This window comes from Vibrio neptunius (assembly GCA_019339365.1).
In the GTDB taxonomy this organism is placed as follows: domain Bacteria; phylum Pseudomonadota; class Gammaproteobacteria; order Enterobacterales; family Vibrionaceae; genus Vibrio; species Vibrio neptunius.
The window spans coordinates 539,958-563,091 of sequence record CP079859.1 but is presented as its reverse complement, the minus strand read 5'-3'; the positions used below and the strand labels follow the sequence as shown (position 1 = coordinate 563,091).

Below are 23,134 nucleotides of genomic sequence, written 5' to 3'. Positions count from 1 at the left end.
TTGTAATAATAGCCCATTTTACAAACGAGATGAACATCACACTATTTTGAATATTTTCTGCTAGTCGGACGTCTGATATTTATCGAGACGATCTAGCAGTAAGACTTTTTCCAAGAGAATGGTAGGATTAGCCCATCAAAACTGTTTTTCAAAGACCATCATGACTCAATCGACTCCAATTCGAATTGCTACACGCAAAAGCCCTCTTGCTCTTTGGCAAGCCTATTATGTACGAGATGCTCTTCAAGCAGCGCACCCTGGTTTGGAAGTTGAACTTGTGACTATGGTGACGAAAGGCGACGTCATTCTCGACACTCCATTAGCCAAAGTAGGTGGCAAAGGTTTGTTCGTAAAAGAGCTCGAAGTCGCCATGCTGGAAGGACGTGCAGATTTAGCCGTTCACTCAATGAAAGATGTACCGGTTGATTTTCCCGAAGGGCTAGGGTTAGTTACGATTTGTGAGCGTGAAGACCCACGAGATGCTTTCGTTTCCAATACCTTCGCTAACATTGACGAACTACCACAAGGTGCAGTTGTCGGCACTTGCAGTCTGCGCCGTCAGTGTCAGATTAAGGAATACCGTCCAGATCTGGTCATCAAGGAACTACGCGGTAATGTAGGTACACGTTTGGGTAAACTCGATGCTGGCGAATATGATGCCATCATTCTTGCAGCAGCAGGTTTGAAACGCCTGAATCTAGAAGCGCGAATTCGCAGCTTTATCGAGCCAGAACAATCTCTACCCGCTGTTGGGCAAGGTGCAGTTGGCATTGAATGCCGCCTAGATGATGAACGTCTTATCAAGTTACTTGAACCACTCAACCACAGAGATACTGCTGATCGCGTGCTGTGTGAGCGCGCAATGAATTTAACCTTGGAAGGGGGTTGCCAAGTACCTATTGGCAGCTACTCCCTACTCGATGGTGATGACATCTGGTTGCGTGCGCTTGTCGGCGAACCTGACGGCTCCAAGATTGTGCGCGGCGAAATCAAAGGCTCGCGCGCTGATGCTGAGAAACTTGGGGTGACATTGGCCAACCAACTACTGGATGACGGTGCACGCGATATCTTGACTAGACTGTACGCGGTTCACGAGTAACTTTATGGCAGTGTTGGTTACTCGGCCAGGTGAACAAGGCCGCTCACTCTGCCAACAACTCAACAGCGCGGGTATCTGCGCGCTTCATCAACCTCTTATCGAAATCCTGCCGGGGAAAGATCTCTCCGGCATTGACACGCAGCTTTGTCAGTTCGACTGTATTCTTGCCGTCAGCCAACATGCGGTCACGCTCACACAACAAGCCTTTACATCTCAGAAAGAATGGCCTCAAACAGCAACCTACATTGCCGTCGGTCAAAAAACCGCACATGTTTTAAGCAAACTCAGCCAGCAAAAAGTACACTACCCCGACGTCGGTGACAGCGAGCATTTGCTCAAACTGGACATACTAAAAAGAGTCAAAGGTAAAAAGGTCGTTATCCTTCGAGGCAACGGTGGACGAGAGCTAATCTACGAGACACTCAAATCTCGAGGCGCTCAGGTCAGTTATCTTGAAGTATACAAACGACAAAACCTTGCTTTTGACTCAGATTTATTCGTCCCTTTCTGGCAGGATAAACATATCCAACAGTTAGTCATCACCAGTTCAGGTCAGCTGAGTTATTTTGTATCACAGCTTACACAAGCGCAATTGAACTGGGCACTCGGACTGCAACTTTATGTGCCGAGTGCACGTATCGCAAATGAAGCGCAACAAATAGGCTTTGTTCATATAACCAACACGGGAAGCGCTTCCAATAAGGATTTACTGGCTACTCTCCGGCCAACGTGAAACAGGACAATCGCAATGACAAGTAACAATAAAAACGACTACATTGAACCTGAGAAAGACCAAGAAGCAGCATCATCTGCTGAGACTCAAGCGTCTTCCAACGACATTTCCAATGCGTCTGAATCTCCCTCTGCATCTTCCAAGAAAAAGTCTGGAACTAAAGCGTCACCAGACACCATCCGACAACAAGAAAAAAATGCTAAGCGCGGAATTAAACTTGGTGCGGTTGCAATCGTTGTTTCATTACTATGTGGTGGTTTTACACTTCAGGTAACGCTACAAAATGCTGAGTACCAATCTCAAATTGAGCAACTGCAAAAGCAACTGGAACAAACTACCGTTTCTTTTAAGCAGGATTTGAACGCCACTCAGCAGGAAACATTAGCAAAAGCCACTGAGATCAGTCACAAAACAGAAACTGTTTTATCACAGCAGCAAAAAAGCATTGAAGGTCTTCAGCTTGCACTTGCTGACGTAAAAGGTCGTCGCCCGAATGACTGGCTATTGGCAGAAGCCGATTATCTAGTGAAATTAGCAGGCCGAAAACTATTTTTGGAGCATGATACCGTCAGTGCCACAAAACTGATGGAAAGCGCCGACCAACGTATCGCTGCGTTGAGCGATCCTAGCTTGGTACCTTTGCGTCGAACCATGGCCCATGACATCACGGCACTTAAATCCATACCGATTATCGATCGAGAAGGTCTGGTTCTTAGATTAACGTCGCTGCAACAGCAAGTAGACAGCCTTCCGTTAGCCAATGCAATTCTTCCTGATTCGCCTGAGCGGAGAGTTCAGCATGTCTCTGAAGACATCTATGATTGGAAAGACAATCTGATGACGTCACTTAAAGACTTCTCTGAGAGTTTCATCACATTCCGCACCCGTGATGGCAATGTCACTCCTTTGTTATCTCCAGAGCAACATTTCTACCTTAAAGAGAACATGAAGGCCAAACTGGAAACAGCGATTAAGGCGGTATACGTTGAGCAGCAAGATATTTACCAAACGGCGTTAACCACTGCTGAAAAATGGTCGAGTTCATTCTTCGACCAACACACCAATGCGGTTATTGAGTTCAATAACGCTCTAAAGATGCTAAGTAAGCAAAATGTACAAGTTGAGTACCCTGCAAAGTTAGACACAGAGCAACTTTTGTCCGACGTTATACATGATCGTCTGCGACATGAAGTGACCACCTTGGTTACGGAGGAAAAATAATGTTCAGATTAATTTTTCTATTCGTCACCCTAGGTGCTGGTCTTTTTGCCGGTACCAAATATGCAGGCCAGCAGGGCTATGTCCTGATTTCGGTTGTAGATACGACCATTGAAATGAGTTTTACAACGTTTGTCATATTGGTCATTGCATTATTGGCAGCGCTTTTTAGCTTAGAGTATCTGATCAAGACAACCCTTTATGTGGGCTCAGCAACCTGGAACTATTTTGGTATCCGAAAAATGCGCCGCTCTCGCCGCTTCACCAATGAAGGCATCATCAAGTTACTTGAGGGGGACTTCAAACTGGCAGAAAAGAAAGTCACTCGCTGGGCAAATCACCATGATATGCCTCTACTGTGCTATTTAGTGGCTTCAGAAGCGGCACAGGGAATGGGAGACAATGAAAAGCGTGACCGCTATCTTAAACTCGCATCTGAGCAAGAAAACGCTCTGCTGGCAGTTGAACTCACCAGAGCAAAACAGCAAGTAAAAGAAGCCAATTACACTGCAGCATTTGAGACGTTAACTCAACTCAAATCCAGCTATCCAAATAATCGTGTCGTCCTTAATCTATTAAAAAATGTCTACATTGAACTTAAGATGTGGAAACCCCTGCTGAATACCTTACCTTCACTTGTGAAAAGTAAAATCATTACTAAAGAGGAGCAGATTCAGTTAACCCAACGTGCGCAATGCGGCTTGCTAGAGGAAGTTGCAGAGCAAAAAGGCAGTGAAGGGCTGATAGCTCACTGGAACAGCCTTACTCGCAAGCTAAGGAGCAATGTTTACTTGATTGAATGCTTTGCAAAGCAGCTTATCGCTCGTAAAGCAGACAGTGAAGCTTTTACATTGGTCAAAGAGAACCTCAAGAAGCACCCAGATTCAAACCTCTATGCATTACTGCCTGATATAAAACTAGCAGATTATCATCCTGTCGTTGTGCTCCTAGAAGATATGCTAAGAAAAGACGGCAATAATGCTCCAGCGCACAGCGCTCTTGCGCAGTTCCATCTAAGAAATGAAAACTGGTCTGAGGCTCAACGGCATTTAGAGCAAGCACTTCAAGTGCGTTCTAGTGTATCTGATTATGCCTATTTAGCTGATGCACTTGAGAAACAAAATATGACTAAAGCGGCTCATGAGGTATCAAAAAAAGCCCTTACTTTGGTTCAAGCGTAAATTTCATTCATCTTTGCTAACTAAGCCGACCATTAGGTCGGCTTTTTATTCTCTACTCGATAAAAAACAATACCAATTGAACCAGTCTCTTAGGACATTAACCACCTAAATACTAAGATCCTTGCATACACAACAAGCAATCAGAACTTTCAATGCCTAGGCTTTCAATAAGTTTAAGATTGCTTTGATTTATTGGTCTGTATTCGTCAGCCAAAGAGCGATAAGAATTAAGACCCCAGTATTTCTGCTGAGGTCTGGAGTAAATGGCGAAGCGGCCGAGCTTGCGCTCAATTGGACTCGCACACGAACGAGCGCGTTGGTCGTAGACCAAAATAATCCCTCAGATACGAAAAAGCCCTAACATTGCTGTTAGGGCTTTCTTCTGAATAAGTGGCGGACGGCCGGGGTTGTGGGCAACGGGCAAACCTTTTGCGGGACTCGTTGGTCACAGACAAAAATAATCCCTCGGATACAAAAAGACCCCAGCATCGCTGCTGAGGTCTGAAATAAATGGCGGAGCGGACGGGACTCGAACCCGCGACCCCCGGCGTGACAGGCCGGTATTCTAACCAACTGAACTACCGCTCCGCACTGGTTAGACTCTTGAGTCTAAATTTAAAGCCTGGCGATGTCCTACTCTCACATGGGGAAGCCCCACACTACCATCGGCGCTATTGCGTTTCACTTCTGAGTTCGGCATGGAATCAGGTGGGTCCACAACGCTATGGTCGCCAAGCAAATTCTTTAATTCGGAAAGCTGTTTTCTCTTATACTAAGAGCGTGTTCTCTACACATTCAATCTGTTCTTGCTTTGAGTCCATCAAAACCCTTTGGGTGTTGTATGGTTAAGCCTCACGGGCAATTAGTACAGGTTAGCTCAACGCCTCACAACGCTTACACACCCTGCCTATCAACGTTCTAGTCTCGAACAACCCTTTAGGACCCTCAAGGGGTCAGGGAAGACTCATCTCAGGGCTCGCTTCCCGCTTAGATGCTTTCAGCGGTTATCGATTCCGAACTTAGCTACCGGGCAATGCCATTGGCATGACAACCCGAACACCAGAGGTTCGTCCACTCCGGTCCTCTCGTACTAGGAGCAGCCCCCTTCAATCTTCCAACGCCCACGGCAGATAGGGACCGAACTGTCTCACGACGTTCTAAACCCAGCTCGCGTACCACTTTAAATGGCGAACAGCCATACCCTTGGGACCGACTTCAGCCCCAGGATGTGATGAGCCGACATCGAGGTGCCAAACACCGCCGTCGATATGAACTCTTGGGCGGTATCAGCCTGTTATCCCCGGAGTACCTTTTTATCCGTTGAGCGATGGCCCTTCCATTCAGAACCACCGGATCACTATGACCTGCTTTCGCACCTGCTCGAATTGTCATTCTCGCAGTCAAGCGGGCTTATGCCATTGCACTAACCTCACGATGTCCAACCGTGATTAGCCCACCTTCGTGCTCCTCCGTTACTCTTTGGGAGGAGACCGCCCCAGTCAAACTACCCACCAGGTACTGTCCTCAACCCGGATAACGGGTCTAAGTTAGAACATCAACACTACAAGGGTGGTATTTCAAGGACGGCTCCACCGATACTGGCGTACCGGGTTCAAAGCCTCCCACCTATCCTACACATGTAGGGTCAATGTTCAGTGCCAAGCTGTAGTAAAGGTTCACGGGGTCTTTCCGTCTAGCCGCGGGTACACTGCATCTTCACAGCGATTTCAATTTCACTGAGTCTCGGGTGGAGACAGCGTGGCCATCATTACGCCATTCGTGCAGGTCGGAACTTACCCGACAAGGAATTTCGCTACCTTAGGACCGTTATAGTTACGGCCGCCGTTTACCGGGGCTTCGATCAAGAGCTTCGACTTACGTCTAACCCCATCAATTAACCTTCCGGCACCGGGCAGGCGTCACACCGTATACGTCATCTTACGATTTTGCACAGTGCTGTGTTTTTAATAAACAGTTGCAGCCACCTGGTATCTGCGACTCTCAATAGCTCCATCCGCGAGGGACTTCACCGTCAAGAGCGTACCTTCTCCCGAAGTTACGGTACCATTTTGCCTAGTTCCTTCACCCGAGTTCTCTCAAGCGCCTTGGTATTCTCTACCCGACCACCTGTGTCGGTTTGGGGTACGATTCCTTACAATCTGAAGCTTAGAGGCTTTTCCTGGAAGCATGGCATCAATGACTTCACATCCGTAGATGCTCGACATCGTGTCTCAGCCTTAGAGAGAGCCGGATTTACCTAACTCTCAAGCCTACGCACTTGAACCTGGACAACCGTCGCCAGGCCCACCTAGCCTTCTCCGTCCCCCCATCGCAATTGTAAGAAGTACGGGAATATTAACCCGTTTCCCATCGACTACGCCTTTCGGCCTCGCCTTAGGGGTCGACTTACCCTGCCCCGATTAACGTTGGACAGGAACCCTTGGTCTTCCGGCGAGGGGGTTTTTCACCCCCTTTATCGTTACTCATGTCAGCATTCGCACTTCTGATACCTCCAGCAAGCTTTACAACTCACCTTCAACGGCTTACAGAACGCTCCCCTACCCAATACATAAAATGCATTGCCGCAGCTTCGGTTTACAGCTTAGCCCCGTTACATCTTCCGCGCAGGCCGACTCGACTAGTGAGCTATTACGCTTTCTTTAAATGATGGCTGCTTCTAAGCCAACATCCTAGCTGTCTAAGCCTTCCCACATCGTTTCCCACTTAGCTGTAATTTGGGACCTTAGCTGGCGGTCTGGGTTGTTTCCCTCTCCACGACGGACGTTAGCACCCGCCGTGTGTCTCCCGGATAGTACTTACTGGTATTCGGAGTTTGCAAAGGGTTGGTAAGTCGGGATGACCCCCTAGCCTTAACAGTGCTCTACCCCCAGTAGTATTCGTCCGAGGCTCTACCTAAATAGATTTCGGGGAGAACCAGCTATCTCCAGGTTTGATTGGCCTTTCACCCCTAGCCACAAGTCATCCGCTAATTTTTCAACATTAGTCGGTTCGGTCCTCCAGTTGATGTTACTCAACCTTCAACCTGCCCATGGCTAGATCACCTGGTTTCGGGTCTATATCCAGCAACTCGACGCCCAGTTAAGACTCGATTTCTCTACGGCTCCCCTAGATGGTTAACCTTGCTACTGAATATAAGTCGCTGACCCATTATACAAAAGGTACGCAGTCACACCACGAGGGTGCTCCTACTGCTTGTACGTACACGGTTTCAGGTTCTATTTCACTCCCCTCACAGGGGTTCTTTTCGCCTTTCCCTCACGGTACTGGTTCACTATCGGTCAGTCAGTAGTATTTAGCCTTGGAGGATGGTCCCCCATATTCAGACAGGATATCACGTGTCCCGCCCTACTCGATTTCACCTAAAATGCGCTGCCGGTTACGGGGCTATCACCCTGTATCGCAGACCTTTCCAGAACTTTCACCTGACGCATTAAAGGCTTAAGGGCTAATCCAATTTCGCTCGCCGCTACTTTCGGAATCTCGGTTGATTTCTTTTCCTCGGGGTACTTAGATGTTTCAGTTCCCCCGGTTCGCCTCATTACCCTATGTATTCAGATAATGATACCTGCTTATGCAGGTGGGTTTCCCCATTCGGAAATCCCAGACTCAAATGGCTTTTACTGCCTAATCTGGGCTTATCGCAAGTTAATACGTCCTTCATCGCCTCTGACTGCCAAGGCATCCACCGTGTACGCTTAGTCACTTAACCATACAACCCCAAAGGGTCTTACAGTCAAACAACCAAAGTTGTCTGCAATTATTTAAACATGATGCAGACTCGATTTTGCCGGACTCAAATATAAACATCACAAGGATGTTTCCAAGAACACTTGAATGTGTGTTGGTACCTAAATCTCTCTTTATTTAGAGAAAGTTAGGATTTGAGAACTTTTAAATGAATAACAACGCATCTCATAGAGATGGGGATTGTTGTTATTCGTCAGCTTTCCAAATTGTTAAAGAGCTAGCTTTCTTTGCTAATAAATAGCTGATGAAAACCATTTTTAAGAACACTTACGCAAATGCGCTTAAAGATGGTGGAGCTAAGCAGGATCGAACTGCTGACCTCCTGCGTGCAAGGCAGGCGCTCTCCCAGCTGAGCTATAGCCCCATCAGGTGTTGATACTGTGTGCCAATTCTTCTGGGAGGAAGATTGGTGGGTCTGAGTGGACTTGAACCACCGACCTCTCGCTTATCAGGCGAACGCTCTAACCACCTGAGCTACAGACCCAGTATCGTCTCTTAACGTGTATAAACGTATCAATCTGTGTGGACACTCATCGTGAGTAATCATCGTATAAGGAGGTGATCCAGCGCCAGGTTCCCCTAGCGCTACCTTGTTACGACTTCACCCCAGTCATGAACCACAAAGTGGTGAGCGTCCCCCCGAAGGTTAAACTACCCACTTCTTTTGCAGCCCACTCCCATGGTGTGACGGGCGGTGTGTACAAGGCCCGGGAACGTATTCACCGTGGCATTCTGATCCACGATTACTAGCGATTCCGACTTCATGGAGTCGAGTTGCAGACTCCAATCCGGACTACGACGCACTTTTTGGGATTCGCTCACTTTCGCAAGTTGGCCGCCCTCTGTATGCGCCATTGTAGCACGTGTGTAGCCCTACTCGTAAGGGCCATGATGACTTGACGTCGTCCCCACCTTCCTCCGGTTTATCACCGGCAGTCTCCCTGGAGTTCCCGACATTACTCGCTGGCAAACAAGGATAAGGGTTGCGCTCGTTGCGGGACTTAACCCAACATTTCACAACACGAGCTGACGACAGCCATGCAGCACCTGTCTCTCAGTTCCCGAAGGCACAAGACTGTCTCCAGTCTCTTCTGAGGATGTCAAGAGTAGGTAAGGTTCTTCGCGTTGCATCGAATTAAACCACATGCTCCACCGCTTGTGCGGGCCCCCGTCAATTCATTTGAGTTTTAATCTTGCGACCGTACTCCCCAGGCGGTCTACTTAACGCGTTAGCTCCGAAAGCCACGGCTCAAGGCCACAACCTCCAAGTAGACATCGTTTACGGCGTGGACTACCAGGGTATCTAATCCTGTTTGCTCCCCACGCTTTCGCATCTGAGTGTCAGTATCTGTCCAGGGGGCCGCCTTCGCCACCGGTATTCCTTCAGATCTCTACGCATTTCACCGCTACACCTGAAATTCTACCCCCTCTACAGTACTCTAGTCTGCCAGTTTCAAATGCAATTCCGAGGTTGAGCCCCGGGCTTTCACATCTGACTTAACAAACCACCTGCATGCGCTTTACGCCCAGTAATTCCGATTAACGCTCGCACCCTCCGTATTACCGCGGCTGCTGGCACGGAGTTAGCCGGTGCTTCTTCTGCAGCTAACGTCAAATGATGCCGCTATTAACGACACCACCTTCCTCACTGCTGAAAGTACTTTACAACCCGAAGGCCTTCTTCATACACGCGGCATGGCTGCATCAGGCTTGCGCCCATTGTGCAATATTCCCCACTGCTGCCTCCCGTAGGAGTCTGGACCGTGTCTCAGTTCCAGTGTGGCTGATCATCCTCTCAGACCAGCTAGGGATCGTCGCCTTGGTGAGCCATTACCTCACCAACTAGCTAATCCCACCTGGGCATATCCTGACGCGAGAGGCCCGAAGGTCCCCCTCTTTGAGCCGAAGCTATTATGCGGTATTAGCCATCGTTTCCAATGGTTATCCCCCACATCAGGGCAATTTCCCAGGCATTACTCACCCGTCCGCCGCTCGACGCCGTTATCTCCACCCGAAGGCTTTGATAACTCGTTTCCGCTCGACTTGCATGTGTTAGGCCTGCCGCCAGCGTTCAATCTGAGCCATGATCAAACTCTTCAATTTAAGATTTTGTCGGCTCAATGAATACTGAACATTGCTTTGCTAAGTAAATAGCATAAGTAATGTTTGAATTGACTGTGCTGAATCCGAAGATTCAATGGTCACTTCGTATCATTGAAACCTAATTTGATACCGAGGTATCTAATTGGATTATCATCAACGAGTGCCCACACAGATTGATAGGTTTATATTGTTAAAGAGCTGTGCTTTCAGTGCCTTAGCACCTAAGCAGGACGCGTATATTACGCGACTGACTGTTTAAGTCAACATAAAACTCTAAACTTTTTTAGAATCTTATGGTGACTTGCTTAGTAAATAAGCAAAGTCGAAATTAAAGCCTGGCGATGTCCTACTCTCACATGGGGAAGCCCCACACTACCATCGGCGCTATTGCGTTTCACTTCTGAGTTCGGCATGGAATCAGGTGGGTCCACAACGCTATGGTCGCCAAGCAAATTCTTTAATTCGGAAAGCTGTTTTCTCTTATACTAAGAGCGTGTTCTCTACACATTCAATCTGTTCTTGCTTTGAGTCCATCAAAACCCTTTGGGTGTTGTATGGTTAAGCCTCACGGGCAATTAGTACAGGTTAGCTCAACGCCTCACAACGCTTACACACCCTGCCTATCAACGTTCTAGTCTCGAACAACCCTTTAGGACCCTCAAGGGGTCAGGGAAGACTCATCTCAGGGCTCGCTTCCCGCTTAGATGCTTTCAGCGGTTATCGATTCCGAACTTAGCTACCGGGCAATGCCATTGGCATGACAACCCGAACACCAGAGGTTCGTCCACTCCGGTCCTCTCGTACTAGGAGCAGCCCCCTTCAATCTTCCAACGCCCACGGCAGATAGGGACCGAACTGTCTCACGACGTTCTAAACCCAGCTCGCGTACCACTTTAAATGGCGAACAGCCATACCCTTGGGACCGACTTCAGCCCCAGGATGTGATGAGCCGACATCGAGGTGCCAAACACCGCCGTCGATATGAACTCTTGGGCGGTATCAGCCTGTTATCCCCGGAGTACCTTTTTATCCGTTGAGCGATGGCCCTTCCATTCAGAACCACCGGATCACTATGACCTGCTTTCGCACCTGCTCGAATTGTCATTCTCGCAGTCAAGCGGGCTTATGCCATTGCACTAACCTCACGATGTCCAACCGTGATTAGCCCACCTTCGTGCTCCTCCGTTACTCTTTGGGAGGAGACCGCCCCAGTCAAACTACCCACCAGGCACTGTCCTCAACCCGGATAACGGGTCTAAGTTAGAACATCAACACTACAAGGGTGGTATTTCAAGGACGGCTCCACCGATACTGGCGTACCGGGTTCAAAGCCTCCCACCTATCCTACACATGTAGGGTCAATGTTCAGTGCCAAGCTGTAGTAAAGGTTCACGGGGTCTTTCCGTCTAGCCGCGGGTACACTGCATCTTCACAGCGATTTCAATTTCACTGAGTCTCGGGTGGAGACAGCGTGGCCATCATTACGCCATTCGTGCAGGTCGGAACTTACCCGACAAGGAATTTCGCTACCTTAGGACCGTTATAGTTACGGCCGCCGTTTACCGGGGCTTCGATCAAGAGCTTCGACTTACGTCTAACCCCATCAATTAACCTTCCGGCACCGGGCAGGCGTCACACCGTATACGTCATCTTACGATTTTGCACAGTGCTGTGTTTTTAATAAACAGTTGCAGCCACCTGGTATCTGCGACTCTCAATAGCTCCATCCGCAAGGGACTTCACCGTCAAGAGCGTACCTTCTCCCGAAGTTACGGTACCATTTTGCCTAGTTCCTTCACCCGAGTTCTCTCAAGCGCCTTGGTATTCTCTACCCGACCACCTGTGTCGGTTTGGGGTACGATTCCTTACAATCTGAAGCTTAGAGGCTTTTCCTGGAAGCATGGCATCAATGACTTCACACCCGTAGGTGCTCGACATCGTGTCTCAGCCTTAGAGAGAGCCGGATTTACCTAACTCTCAAGCCTACGCACTTGAACCTGGACAACCGTCGCCAGGCCCACCTAGCCTTCTCCGTCCCCCCATCGCAATTGTAAGAAGTACGGGAATATTAACCCGTTTCCCATCGACTACGCCTTTCGGCCTCGCCTTAGGGGTCGACTTACCCTGCCCCGATTAACGTTGGACAGGAACCCTTGGTCTTCCGGCGAGGAGGTTTTTCACCCCCTTTATCGTTACTCATGTCAGCATTCGCACTTCTGATACCTCCAGCAAGCTTTACAACTCACCTTCAACGGCTTACAGAACGCTCCCCTACCCAATACATAAAATGCATTGCCGCAGCTTCGGTTTACAGCTTAGCCCCGTTACATCTTCCGCGCAGGCCGACTCGACTAGTGAGCTATTACGCTTTCTTTAAATGATGGCTGCTTCTAAGCCAACATCCTAGCTGTCTAAGCCTTCCCACATCGTTTCCCACTTAGCTGTAATTTGGGACCTTAGCTGGCGGTCTGGGTTGTTTCCCTCTCCACGACGGACGTTAGCACCCGCCGTGTGTCTCCCGGATAGTACTTACTGGTATTCGGAGTTTGCAAAGGGTTGGTAAGTCGGGATGACCCCCTAGCCTTAACAGTGCTCTACCCCCAGTAGTATTCGTCCGAGGCTCTACCTAAATAGATTTCGGGGAGAACCAGCTATCTCCAGGTTTGATTGGCCTTTCACCCCTAGCCACAAGTCATCCGCTAATTTTTCAACATTAGTCGGTTCGGTCCTCCAGTTGATGTTACTCAACCTTCAACCTGCCCATGGCTAGATCACCTGGTTTCGGGTCTATATCCAGCAACTCGACGCCCAGTTAAGACTCGATTTCTCTACGGCTCCCCTAGATGGTTAACCTTGCTACTGAATATAAGTCGCTGACCCATTATACAAAAGGTACGCAGTCACACCACGAGGGTGCTCCTACTGCTTGTACGTACACGGTTTCAGGTTCTATTTCACTCCCCTCACAGGGGTTCTTTTCGCCTTTCCCTCACGGTACTGGTTCACTATCGGTCAGTCAGTAGTATTTAGCCTTGGAGGATGGTCCCCCATATTCAGACAGGATATCACGTGTCCCGCCCTACTCGATTTCACCTAAAATGCGCTGCCGGTTACGGGGCTATCACCCTGTATCGCAGACCTTTCCAGAACTTTCACCTGACGCATTAAAGGCTTAAGGGCTAATCCAATTTCGCTCGCCGCTACTTTCGGAATCTCGGTTGATTTCTTTTCCTCGGGGTACTTAGATGTTTCAGTTCCCCCGGTTCGCTTCATTACCCTATGTATTCAGATAATGATACCTGCTTATGCAGGTGGGTTTCCCCCATTCGGAAATCCCAGACTCAAGTGGCTTTTACTGCCTAATCTGGGCTTATCGCAAGTTAATACGTCCTTCATCGCCTCTGACTGCCAAGGCATCCACCGTGTACGCTTAGTCACTTAACCATACAACCCCAAAGGGTCTTACAGTCAAACAACCAAAGTTGTCTGCAATTATTTAAACATGATGCAGACTCGATTTTTCCGGACTCAAATATAAACATCACAAGGATGTTTCCAAGAACACTTGAATGTGTGTTGGTACCTAAATCTCTCTTTATTTAGAGAAAGTTAGGATTTGAGAACTTTTCAATGAATAACAACGCATCTCATAGAGATGGGGATTGTTGTTATTCGTCAGCTTTCCAAATTGTTAAAGAGCAATCATAGCTCGAAGCTTACGCTTCAAAACCATCAATCTGTGTGGACACTCATCGTGAGTAATCATCGTATAAGGAGGTGATCCAGCGCCAGGTTCCCCTAGCGCTACCTTGTTACGACTTCACCCCAGTCATGAACCACAAAGTGGTGAGCGTCCCCCCGAAGGTTAAACTACCCACTTCTTTTGCAGCCCACTCCCATGGTGTGACGGGCGGTGTGTACAAGGCCCGGGAACGTATTCACCGTGGCATTCTGATCCACGATTACTAGCGATTCCGACTTCATGGAGTCGAGTTGCAGACTCCAATCCGGACTACGACGCACTTTTTGGGATTCGCTCACTTTCGCAAGTTGGCCGCCCTCTGTATGCGCCATTGTAGCACGTGTGTAGCCCTACTCGTAAGGGCCATGATGACTTGACGTCGTCCCCACCTTCCTCCGGTTTATCACCGGCAGTCTCCCTGGAGTTCCCGACATTACTCGCTGGCAAACAAGGATAAGGGTTGCGCTCGTTGCGGGACTTAACCCAACATTTCACAACACGAGCTGACGACAGCCATGCAGCACCTGTCTCTCAGTTCCCGAAGGCACAAGACTGTCTCCAGTCTCTTCTGAGGATGTCAAGAGTAGGTAAGGTTCTTCGCGTTGCATCGAATTAAACCACATGCTCCACCGCTTGTGCGGGCCCCCGTCAATTCATTTGAGTTTTAATCTTGCGACCGTACTCCCCAGGCGGTCTACTTAACGCGTTAGCTCCGAAAGCCACGGCTCAAGGCCACAACCTCCAAGTAGACATCGTTTACGGCGTGGACTACCAGGGTATCTAATCCTGTTTGCTCCCCACGCTTTCGCATCTGAGTGTCAGTATCTGTCCAGGGGGCCGCCTTCGCCACCGGTATTCCTTCAGATCTCTACGCATTTCACCGCTACACCTGAAATTCTACCCCCTCTACAGTACTCTAGTCTGCCAGTTTCAAATGCAATTCCGAGGTTGAGCCCCGGGCTTTCACATCTGACTTAACAAACCACCTGCATGCGCTTTACGCCCAGTAATTCCGATTAACGCTCGCACCCTCCGTATTACCGCGGCTGCTGGCACGGAGTTAGCCGGTGCTTCTTCTGCAGCTAACGTCAAATGATGCCGCTATTAACGACACCACCTTCCTCACTGCTGAAAGTACTTTACAACCCGAAGGCCTTCTTCATACACGCGGCATGGCTGCATCAGGCTTGCGCCCATTGTGCAATATTCCCCACTGCTGCCTCCCGTAGGAGTCTGGACCGTGTCTCAGTTCCAGTGTGGCTGATCATCCTCTCAGACCAGCTAGGGATCGTCGCCTTGGTGAGCCATTACCTCACCAACTAGCTAATCCCACCTGGGCATATCCTGACGCGAGAGGCCCGAAGGTCCCCCTCTTTGAGCCGAAGCTATTATGCGGTATTAGCCATCGTTTCCAATGGTTATCCCCCACATCAGGGCAATTTCCCAGGCATTACTCACCCGTCCGCCGCTCGACGCCGTTATCTCCACCCGAAGGCTTTGATAACTCGTTTCCGCTCGACTTGCATGTGTTAGGCCTGCCGCCAGCGTTCAATCTGAGCCATGATCAAACTCTTCAATTTAAGATTTTGTTCGGCTCAATGAATACTGAACATTACATAAAGTAATGTTTGAATTGACTGTGCTGAATCCGAAGATTCAATGGTCACTTCGTATCATTGAAACCTAATTTGATACCGAGGTATCTAATTGGATTATCATCAACGAGTGCCCACACAGATTGATAGGTTTATATTGTTAAAGAGCTGTGCTTTTCAAGAAACTTTCTCTCAAAGCGGAGGTGCATTCTAGCGAGATAATTTGAAGAGTCAAACACTTTTTCAAACTTATTTTCTCAGAAGCTTTTCACCTCTCTAACACCGCTGAAGCCTTGTGGCGTCTGCCGTGTCAGTGGATGCGCATTATAGAGAGTCCCTCTGATAGCGCAAGCCCTTTTTCAAAAAAAATTGAAAAAACTCATCGTTCGTTGAAAATGTGTTCAAAACAACAAAAAAGAGGGCAAAAAGCCCTCTTTTATCTATCTATTTCATTCAATTTTAAATAAATGCGTACGCGTCAGCAAACATACGGTCGCTGTTAGCACCTTTGTTCTGGGTAAATTGTTCACGAGCCGCACCCGCCATTTCAAAACGTCCAGCAATGTAAATGTCATATTCTGCAAGAGAATCAAAATCGTCACTGACGGCTTGAAGTACGTTTCCGACTTTGCCTTGCCATTCAGAAGTCGCTTCTTCTACTACTGGAATAAAGTGCACGTTGCTGAACTGTGTTGCGATACCATCCAGTTCATCCTTAGCATATAGCTGGCGTTCATCTCGGCCACCCCAATAAAGATAGATCTCATTAGTTTTATTTTGAGCGACACAGTGGTCCAATATCGAACGCACATAGCTAAAGCCTGTACCACCAGCAATCAAGAGTAGAGGACGCTCGCTCTCTTCTTTAACCCACGCCTCGCCATGAGGTGCATCAATACTGATGTCACCATCATTTTCTAATGCGTTTTGCATCGCTTCCACAACTTCAAGAGCATACGCGTTATGCTCTGCTGCACCAATGTGAAGCTCAAGCTCACCTTCATGACGACAAGGACTGCTTGCAATAGAGAATGGACGTTTATCTTTTTCTCCCATCACAACCATTAGATACTGGCCAGCCTTAAAGCTGACTGGTGTCTCTGGGTGCAACAGAATTCGATGGGTATTACAAGCTAATGGCTCAATAGACTTTACTTTACATTGGATGGTCATTTTATTCCTCTTACTTACTCCTCAAAAGTAAGTACCAAATTACTTTCTGCGAAGGCCTGACAAGCAAACACCCAGCCTTGTTGCTGCTCTTTCTCTGTGAGCATTGGCTCAAGCTGGTAATTGACTCGACCTTCTATTTTCCGACACAGACACGCTGCGCATGCTCCCACTTGGCAGCGGTTTGGGAAGCTGATGTGATTGTTGAGCGCAGCTTCCAATACCGTTTCCCCTTCCTGCACATAGAATTGTATATTCTGCGGCTTCAAGGTCACCAAATGGCTCATAATATTCCCAGCTTACTCCATTTTGCATCGACCTGCGCAACTAACTGAGAATCTTTCTTGATTGGGACGCCCCACTCTCGCTGGACTTCTCCCTCAAACTTGTTGGTCGCATCCAAACCCAATTTGGAACTACGACCTTCTTTTGCTTCTATCTGCACTGTGTCACGATTTGGATCCATTCTCGTGGTAATCGCCCAAATTATGTCATTCCAATCGTGCACATTGACGTCATCATCGCAGAGAATAACAAACTTGGCATCTGTATACTGCTTTAGAAACTCCCACACACCATTGAGCACCGCTTTCGATTGCATGGCGTGGTTTTTCTTCATCGACAACACCATAAAGCGATCGGCACCAGCAGATTCTGGCAAAGCGATATCGACAATTTCCGGAAATGCCTGACGAAGTTGACGTAACTGTTCATCTGTAATCGCTGTTTGGCTTGCAGCCATTGCCTGCGAATCTAACGCCTTCTCCGCATCCCATTTAATCGTCGCATCCAAACCCATCTTAGAGCCAAGCCCTACAACTGGTGAGGCGAAATCGAGAGAGTCAATAGGTGTATTGTCAATCATTAAGGTATCGCGAACAGGTTCCATATGCTCGCACATGGCCTTGACGACATCATCCCAACTGCGCGCGTTGACACTTTCATCACACACCACAACAAACTTGGTATACATAAACTGACGAAGGAAAGACCATACACCCATCATGACGCGCTTGGCGTGGCCAGGGTATTGCTTTTTCATCGTCACCACGGCCATTCGGTATGAGCACCCTTCAGGTGGTAGATAAAAATCGTCTATTTCAGGAAACTGCTTTTGTAGAATCGGAACAAAGACTTCGTTTAACGCCACACCCAATACTGCAGGTTCATCTGGCGGACGCCCCGTGTAGGTACTGTGATAGATCGGGTCCTTACGCATCGTAATATGCGTAATGGTAAACACGTGGTGTTTCTCTTTTTCGTTGTAATACCCTGTATGATCACCATAAGGGCCTTCGTCTGCATACTCGTTCGGGTCAATGTAACCCTCAAGCACGATCTCGGCGCTGGCAGGTACTTCAAGATCATTACTAACAGATTTGACAACTTCTGTTTTGCTGCCTCTAAGCAAACCCGCAAACGCATACTCAGATAACGTATCAGGCACAGGGGTGACTGCACCCAAAATAGTGGCTGGGTCAGCACCAAAGGCAACCGACACTGGAAATGGCTCTCCCGGATGGGTTTCGATCCAGTCACGCAGATCAAGTGCACCACCACGGTGTGCTAACCAACGCATGATTATTTTGTTGTTGCTAATTTTCTGCTGACGGTAAATTCCAAGGTTCTGACGCTTTTTATGTGGCCCTCTAGTCACGGTGAGTCCCCAAGTAAGCAGAGGAGCAACGTCATCCTGCCAACAACTCATCACAGGAATTTTATCGAGGTCGACATCGTCACCTTGCCAAACAATCTCCTGACACGGCGCTTTACGTAGCCTTTTGACAGGCATATTCAGGACTTGTCTAAAAACAGGAAGTTTCTCTAACGCATCCTTAAAACCACGTGGAGGTTCTGGCTCTTTGAGATAAGCCAACAATTTACCCACTTCACGCAGATCTTTGACATCCTCGCGCCCCATACCTATCGCAACTCGCTCGGGAGTACCAAATAAGTTGGTGAGTACAGGCACATCGTAGCCAACAGGGTTTTCAAACAACAACGCTGGACCACCGGCACGCAAAGTACGGTCACTAATTTCTGTCATTTCATAATGTGGGTCGACAGGCTCAGAGATGCGTTTAAGCTTCCCTTCCTGCTCAAGGTGAGCGATAAAGTCGCGTAAATCCTTAAAACTCATTGGTCTTCTGTGACTGATTAAAGTGCAAGCAGTATAACAAAAAGAGGGATCTTACGATCCCTCTTTTCTATAAGGTTATTTTTATTGTGATAAAACGTTCAAAATCGCGCTACTACGGACTGTTTGATTATGGTTAGCTAGCTCTTTTAACCATGACGAATAGCCCTGATTCGCAAGCTCTGTCGCGACCATCGAAGCTTCACCTCGAATTGCCATTCGGTCTATCAAAAAGGCCTTTACCTTATCCTTCATTGGCTTGATACGAGTCAGCTCTTTGATAGCTTGTTCCTTAAGGCTCGGATTATGAGCAGCAAGCATGATCTGATTGACTGAGAATTCATCGCCCACTGTCGCCAAACGGCTAAGTTCAGACTGGCTTTGAAAATCGGCACGCATCAACCAAAGCAGTTTATAGACGTCAGGGTTTTCACTCACCTGAGCTAAACGCACCATAACCTGTGATGAGGGTAGCCAACTGGTCACAGCTGTTCCGGTGAGTTGAAGCACTAAATTTTGCACGGCCTCCGGCGACAAACTATCCAACTCACGAACCAGTAATGCTTCACGCGCTTGGATTTGATAATCACTACCCGACAGCCACTGTTTTAGTTCCAGCTCGCCACGTTCTGCACTCAACACAAATTCTAGTGTCGATTGATCCTGTTGCCATTGTTTAAGTAAACGACTGGCGATAGCTGGATAGTTAAAGGCAGGAATGGAAAACTCATACCCATCGCCTCTCTCCAACACTTGATAGGTCGGCACCATGGCTTTTTGTTTTTCAACGAACAAAGCCATTTTAGGCGTCAAGATGACATCTTGGTCTTCAATTTTTTTTAACAGTAGGAAACGCGCCACTTCTTGTTGGGGAAGCGACAGTCTTTCGAGAGCGAAATTGAGTGAGTCGATATTATTTTCGACAGCATGTTGGAGCAGTTCTGCAACTTTCAGATTAATCTGTTGATCCTGAAGTAACAGCTCGACTTGTTCTGACTGCATTTCCTTCGCAGCAACCGTTGGTGCTCCAATCAATAATGACGTGCATAGGAGAACCGACGACAACATTCCTTGTTGCATGTTAACCTCCTCTTAACATTCTTGGCCATTGTGGAGCCAATCAGATAAGAATGCAAACAAAAACGCCACCGACAATGTCGATGGCGTTTGAGGTCACAAATTTTTACTGACGACGCATGGCGTCAAAAAACTCATCGTTAGTCTTGGTCATGGCGAGCTTGTCGATCAAGAACTCCATCGCGTCGATTTCACCCATTGGATGAACAATCTTGCGCAAAATCCACATCTTCTGAAGCTCTTCATTCTTAGTCAGAAGTTCTTCACGACGAGTACCTGAACGATTGAAGTCAATGGCAGGGAAAACACGTTTCTCAGCTATCTTACGGTTCAGGTGAATTTCCATGTTACCTGTACCTTTAAACTCTTCGTAGATAACTTCGTCCATCTTAGAACCAGTATCAACAAGAGCCGTCGCGAGAATTGTCAGGCTACCGCCTTCTTCTACGTTACGTGCAGCACCAAAGAAACGCTTAGGACGGTGCAATGCATTTGCATCGACACCACCAGTCAAGACTTTACCTGATGATGGAACAACTGTGTTGTATGCACGAGCTAGACGAGTGATAGAGTCAAGCAGGATTACTACGTCTTTCTTGTGTTCAACAAGACGTTTTGCTTTCTCGATAACCATCTCGGCAACTTGTACGTGGCGAGACGCTGGTTCATCAAACGTTGACGCAACCACTTCACCTTTAACTAGGCGTTGCATCTCGGTAACTTCTTCTGGACGCTCGTCGATAAGAAGTACCATTAGCTCACATTCAGGGTGGTTGTAAGCAATGCTTTGAGCGATATTCTGTAGCAGCATTGTTTTACCCGCTTTTGGCGGAGCAACAATCAGACCACGCTGACCTTTACCAATTGGTGAAGCCAGATCAAGAACACGTGCAGTAATATCTTCAGTCGAACCGTTACCACGCTCCATCACCATACGCTCGTTTGCGTGCAGTGGCGTCAAGTTTTCAAATAGAATCTTGTTACGCGCGTTGTCTGGCTTGTCATCGTTAACTGTATTGACTTTTAACAGAGCAAAATAACGTTCGCCATCTTTTGGTGGACGAATCTTACCAGCAATAGAGTCACCTGTACGAAGGTTGAATCGGCGGATCTGACTTGGAGATACATAGATGTCATCTGGGCCTGCCAAGTAAGAGCTGTCTGCACTGCGCAAGAAGCCAAAACCGTCTTGAAGTATTTCCAGAACCCCGTCGCCAAAAATGTCTTCGCCGCTTTTCGCATGCGCTTTAAGGATAGCGAAGATAATGTCTTGTTTTCTTAGACGAGCTAGGTTTTCAAGGCCCAAGCTTTCGCCAAGTTTGACAAGATCAGACACTGGTCTGTTCTTCAGTTCTGTTAGATTCATGGTGGTGGATACTTTTTTAGTCAAAATAGGATCTGTTATTTAGTTAAGATGAATTTTGGTCACAGGATCGACCAAGAAGAGAAACTTGTTTATTTAACGTGCGATAAATTAGCACTAAATACTAGCCTAGTCTAGATTTTGTTAGTCTTCAAAAACAAAACCGTGCATTTTGTTAAATGCACGGCCTTATCTGAACAACTGAATTATAGGTTAGCGTCCAAAAACTCTTTCAACTGAGTTTTAGACAGCGCACCTACTTTCGTCGCTGCAACACTACCATTTTTGAAAAGTAATAGTGTTGGGATACCACGAATACCAAATTTAGGTGGAGTACCTGCATTTTGGTCGATATTCAGTTTACCGATAGTGAGTTTGCCTTCGTACTCTTCGGCGATCTCGTCCAGAATAGGAGCAATCATCTTACAAGGACCACACCATTCTGCCCAAAAATCAACAAGAACCGGGCTTGCAGCGTTGAGTACGTCGGCTTCAAAACCGTCATCAGTTAGCTGCAAAATCTTATCACTCATCTTCCACTCCAATGTGTTTTTTCGGAACTGGTTGGATGATAACCAGTATTTAGATGCCCTATTGGAATGTATTTACTTTCGTATTGCAAGCTTAAGCTGATATTCTATAGCCATGAAAAAGACGCATATCACAGAGCAAAAGTTCGCCGATTTGGGTTTACACCCCCAAGTTGTTGAAGGTTTGGAGAAAAAAAGGGTTCGAGTTTTGTACCCCAATTCAAGCCTTGGCGTTGCCGGTACTGCTCACCGGCCAAGACATTGCAGGTCAGGCTCAAACAGGGACAGGAAAAACCCTGGCTTTTCTGACTGCTACTTTTAACCACCTGCTGAATACACCAGAGCACGAAGGTCGCAAGCCGACTCAACCACGTGCGATTATCATGGCACCGACTCGTGAACTGGCAATTCAGATTTACAATGACGCTGAACCTCTGATTGCAGAAACCGGTATTAAAGCCGCACTAGCATATGGTGGCGAGAGCTACGACAAGCAACTTGCTAAGTTAGAGCAAGGTGTAGACGTGCTGATCGGTACCACAGGTCGTATTATCGACTTCTACAAGCAGAAGGTATTTAACCTTAACCACATTCAAGCGGTTGTGCTTGATGAAGCGGATCGCATGTTCGATCTTGGTTTCATTAAAGATATTCGTTTTCTATTCCGTCGAATGCCTGAACCCAAAGAGCGTTTGAACATGTTGTTCTCTGCGACTCTATCGTACCGTGTTCAGGAGCTGGCTTTCGAACATATGCACAACCCAGAACACGTTGTGGTGGAGCCAGAAGTCAAAACTGGTCACCGCATTCAGGAAGAGCTGTTTTACCCATCTAACGAACACAAGATGTCTCTGCTACAAACTCTTATTGAAGAAGAGTGGCCAGAGCGCGCGATCATCTTTGCCAATACCAAACACAAGTGTGAATCCGTATGGGGCCACCTAGCGGCTGATGGGCATCGTGTAGGTCTATTGACGGGCGATGTACCGCAGAAGAAGCGCGAACGCATCTTGGAACAGTTCACTAAAGGTGAAGTTGACCTGCTAGTGGCAACAGACGTAGCAGCTCGTGGCCTTCACATCCCTCAAGTGACTCACGTATTTAACTTTGACCTACCTGACGATTGCGAAGATTACGTACACCGCATCGGTCGTACGGGTCGTGCAGGGGCAAGTGGCCATTCAATCAGCTTTGCGTGTGAAGACTACGCTATTAACTTACCGCCGATTGAAGAGTACATTGAGCACACCATTCCTGTTTCAGACTACGACCCAAGTGCGCTGATCGAAGATTTACCAGCACCACTACGTATGCGTTCTAATCGTCCGCAACAACGTCGTACCAACACAGGTGGTTCACGCTCAGGCAACCGTCGTAACAACAACCGCTCTCGTCAACGTCACCAAAAGGATTCTTAA

General features: G+C 47.7%; 10 protein-coding genes, 3 tRNA genes, 6 rRNA genes and 1 pseudogene. 5 read left to right on the top strand and 15 right to left on the bottom strand.

Annotation, left to right across the window (positions count from 1 at the left end):
• Positions 1 to 160: 160 nt before the first annotated feature.
• Genes hemC through KW548_02670 form a run of 4 tightly spaced genes read left to right on the top strand, consistent with a single transcriptional unit; the run spans position 161 to position 4,231 of the window.
• Complete coding sequence (hemC, locus tag KW548_02685; GenBank protein QXX07015.1) at positions 161 to 1,099, top strand: hydroxymethylbilane synthase; 939 nt, start codon at positions 161 to 163, stop codon at positions 1,097 to 1,099.
• A 4-nt stretch (positions 1,100 to 1,103) separates the two neighbouring features.
• Positions 1,104 to 1,832 carry a uroporphyrinogen-III synthase gene (locus tag KW548_02680; protein QXX07014.1) on the top strand — a complete coding sequence of 243 codons (729 nt, stop codon included), beginning with the start codon at positions 1,104 to 1,106 and terminating at the stop codon, positions 1,830 to 1,832.
• Between the two features lie 15 nt (positions 1,833 to 1,847).
• Positions 1,848 to 3,053 (top strand): uroporphyrinogen-III C-methyltransferase, encoded by a 1,206-nt coding sequence (locus KW548_02675; GenBank protein ID QXX07013.1) that lies wholly within the window; start codon positions 1,848 to 1,850, stop codon positions 3,051 to 3,053.
• On the top strand, positions 3,053 to 4,231 hold the full coding sequence (locus KW548_02670; GenBank protein ID QXX07012.1) for a heme biosynthesis protein HemY: 1,179 nt from the start codon (positions 3,053 to 3,055) through the stop codon (positions 4,229 to 4,231). Before KW548_02675 ends, KW548_02670 begins: the two co-directional genes overlap by 1 nt.
• Positions 4,232 to 4,742: 511 nt before the next feature.
• On the opposite strand, the gene KW548_02665 is transcribed toward KW548_02670, so the two are convergent.
• The 15 genes from KW548_02665 to trxA form a co-directional block, all read right to left on the bottom strand.
• Positions 4,743 to 4,819, bottom strand: a tRNA-Asp gene (locus tag KW548_02665).
• A gap of 32 nt (positions 4,820 to 4,851) precedes the next feature.
• Positions 4,852 to 4,967, bottom strand: a 5S ribosomal RNA gene (gene rrf, locus KW548_02660).
• A gap of 105 nt (positions 4,968 to 5,072) precedes the next feature.
• Positions 5,073 to 7,961, bottom strand: a 23S ribosomal RNA gene (locus KW548_02655).
• A gap of 326 nt (positions 7,962 to 8,287) precedes the next feature.
• Positions 8,288 to 8,363 (bottom strand) — tRNA-Ala (locus KW548_02650).
• A gap of 43 nt (positions 8,364 to 8,406) precedes the next feature.
• A tRNA-Ile gene (locus tag KW548_02645) sits at positions 8,407 to 8,483 on the bottom strand.
• A 67-nt stretch (positions 8,484 to 8,550) separates the two neighbouring features.
• Positions 8,551 to 10,102, bottom strand: a 16S ribosomal RNA gene (locus KW548_02640).
• A 333-nt stretch (positions 10,103 to 10,435) separates the two neighbouring features.
• A 5S ribosomal RNA gene (gene rrf, locus KW548_02635) occupies positions 10,436 to 10,551 on the bottom strand.
• A 105-nt stretch (positions 10,552 to 10,656) separates the two neighbouring features.
• Positions 10,657 to 13,546, bottom strand: a 23S ribosomal RNA gene (locus KW548_02630).
• A 326-nt stretch (positions 13,547 to 13,872) separates the two neighbouring features.
• Positions 13,873 to 15,424, bottom strand: a 16S ribosomal RNA gene (locus KW548_02625).
• Together the 16S, 23S and 5S rRNA genes with 3 tRNA genes alongside form the textbook arrangement of a ribosomal RNA operon.
• 474 nt (positions 15,425 to 15,898) lie before the next feature.
• Positions 15,899 to 16,612: an NAD(P)H-flavin reductase gene (gene fre / locus KW548_02620; protein QXX07011.1), complete on the bottom strand. Its 714-nt coding sequence runs from the start codon at positions 16,610 to 16,612 to the stop codon at positions 15,899 to 15,901.
• 14 nt (positions 16,613 to 16,626) lie between these two features.
• Positions 16,627 to 16,896 (bottom strand): 2Fe-2S iron-sulfur cluster binding domain-containing protein, encoded by a 270-nt coding sequence (locus KW548_02615; protein ID QXX07010.1) that lies wholly within the window; start codon positions 16,894 to 16,896, stop codon positions 16,627 to 16,629.
• The gene (gene ubiD / locus KW548_02610; GenBank protein ID QXX07009.1) at positions 16,893 to 18,749 is read right to left on the bottom strand and encodes a 4-hydroxy-3-polyprenylbenzoate decarboxylase; all 1,857 of its coding nucleotides are present in this window, start codon (positions 18,747 to 18,749) and stop codon (positions 16,893 to 16,895) included. The genes KW548_02615 and ubiD overlap by 4 nt, the downstream gene beginning before the upstream one ends.
• A gap of 81 nt (positions 18,750 to 18,830) precedes the next feature.
• Entirely contained in the window at positions 18,831 to 19,826 is a 996-nt protein-coding gene (locus KW548_02605; GenBank protein QXX07008.1) for a hypothetical protein, read from the bottom strand.
• A gap of 103 nt (positions 19,827 to 19,929) precedes the next feature.
• Complete coding sequence (gene rho, locus KW548_02600) at positions 19,930 to 21,189, bottom strand: transcription termination factor Rho (GenBank protein QXX07007.1); 1,260 nt, start codon at positions 21,187 to 21,189, stop codon at positions 19,930 to 19,932.
• A gap of 203 nt (positions 21,190 to 21,392) precedes the next feature.
• Positions 21,393 to 21,719 (bottom strand): thioredoxin TrxA, encoded by a 327-nt coding sequence (trxA, locus tag KW548_02595; protein QXX07006.1) that lies wholly within the window; start codon positions 21,717 to 21,719, stop codon positions 21,393 to 21,395.
• A 112-nt stretch (positions 21,720 to 21,831) separates the two neighbouring features.
• Between trxA and rhlB the strand changes: the two are divergent.
• A pseudogene (rhlB, locus tag KW548_02590) lies at positions 21,832 to 23,134 on the top strand (ATP-dependent RNA helicase RhlB).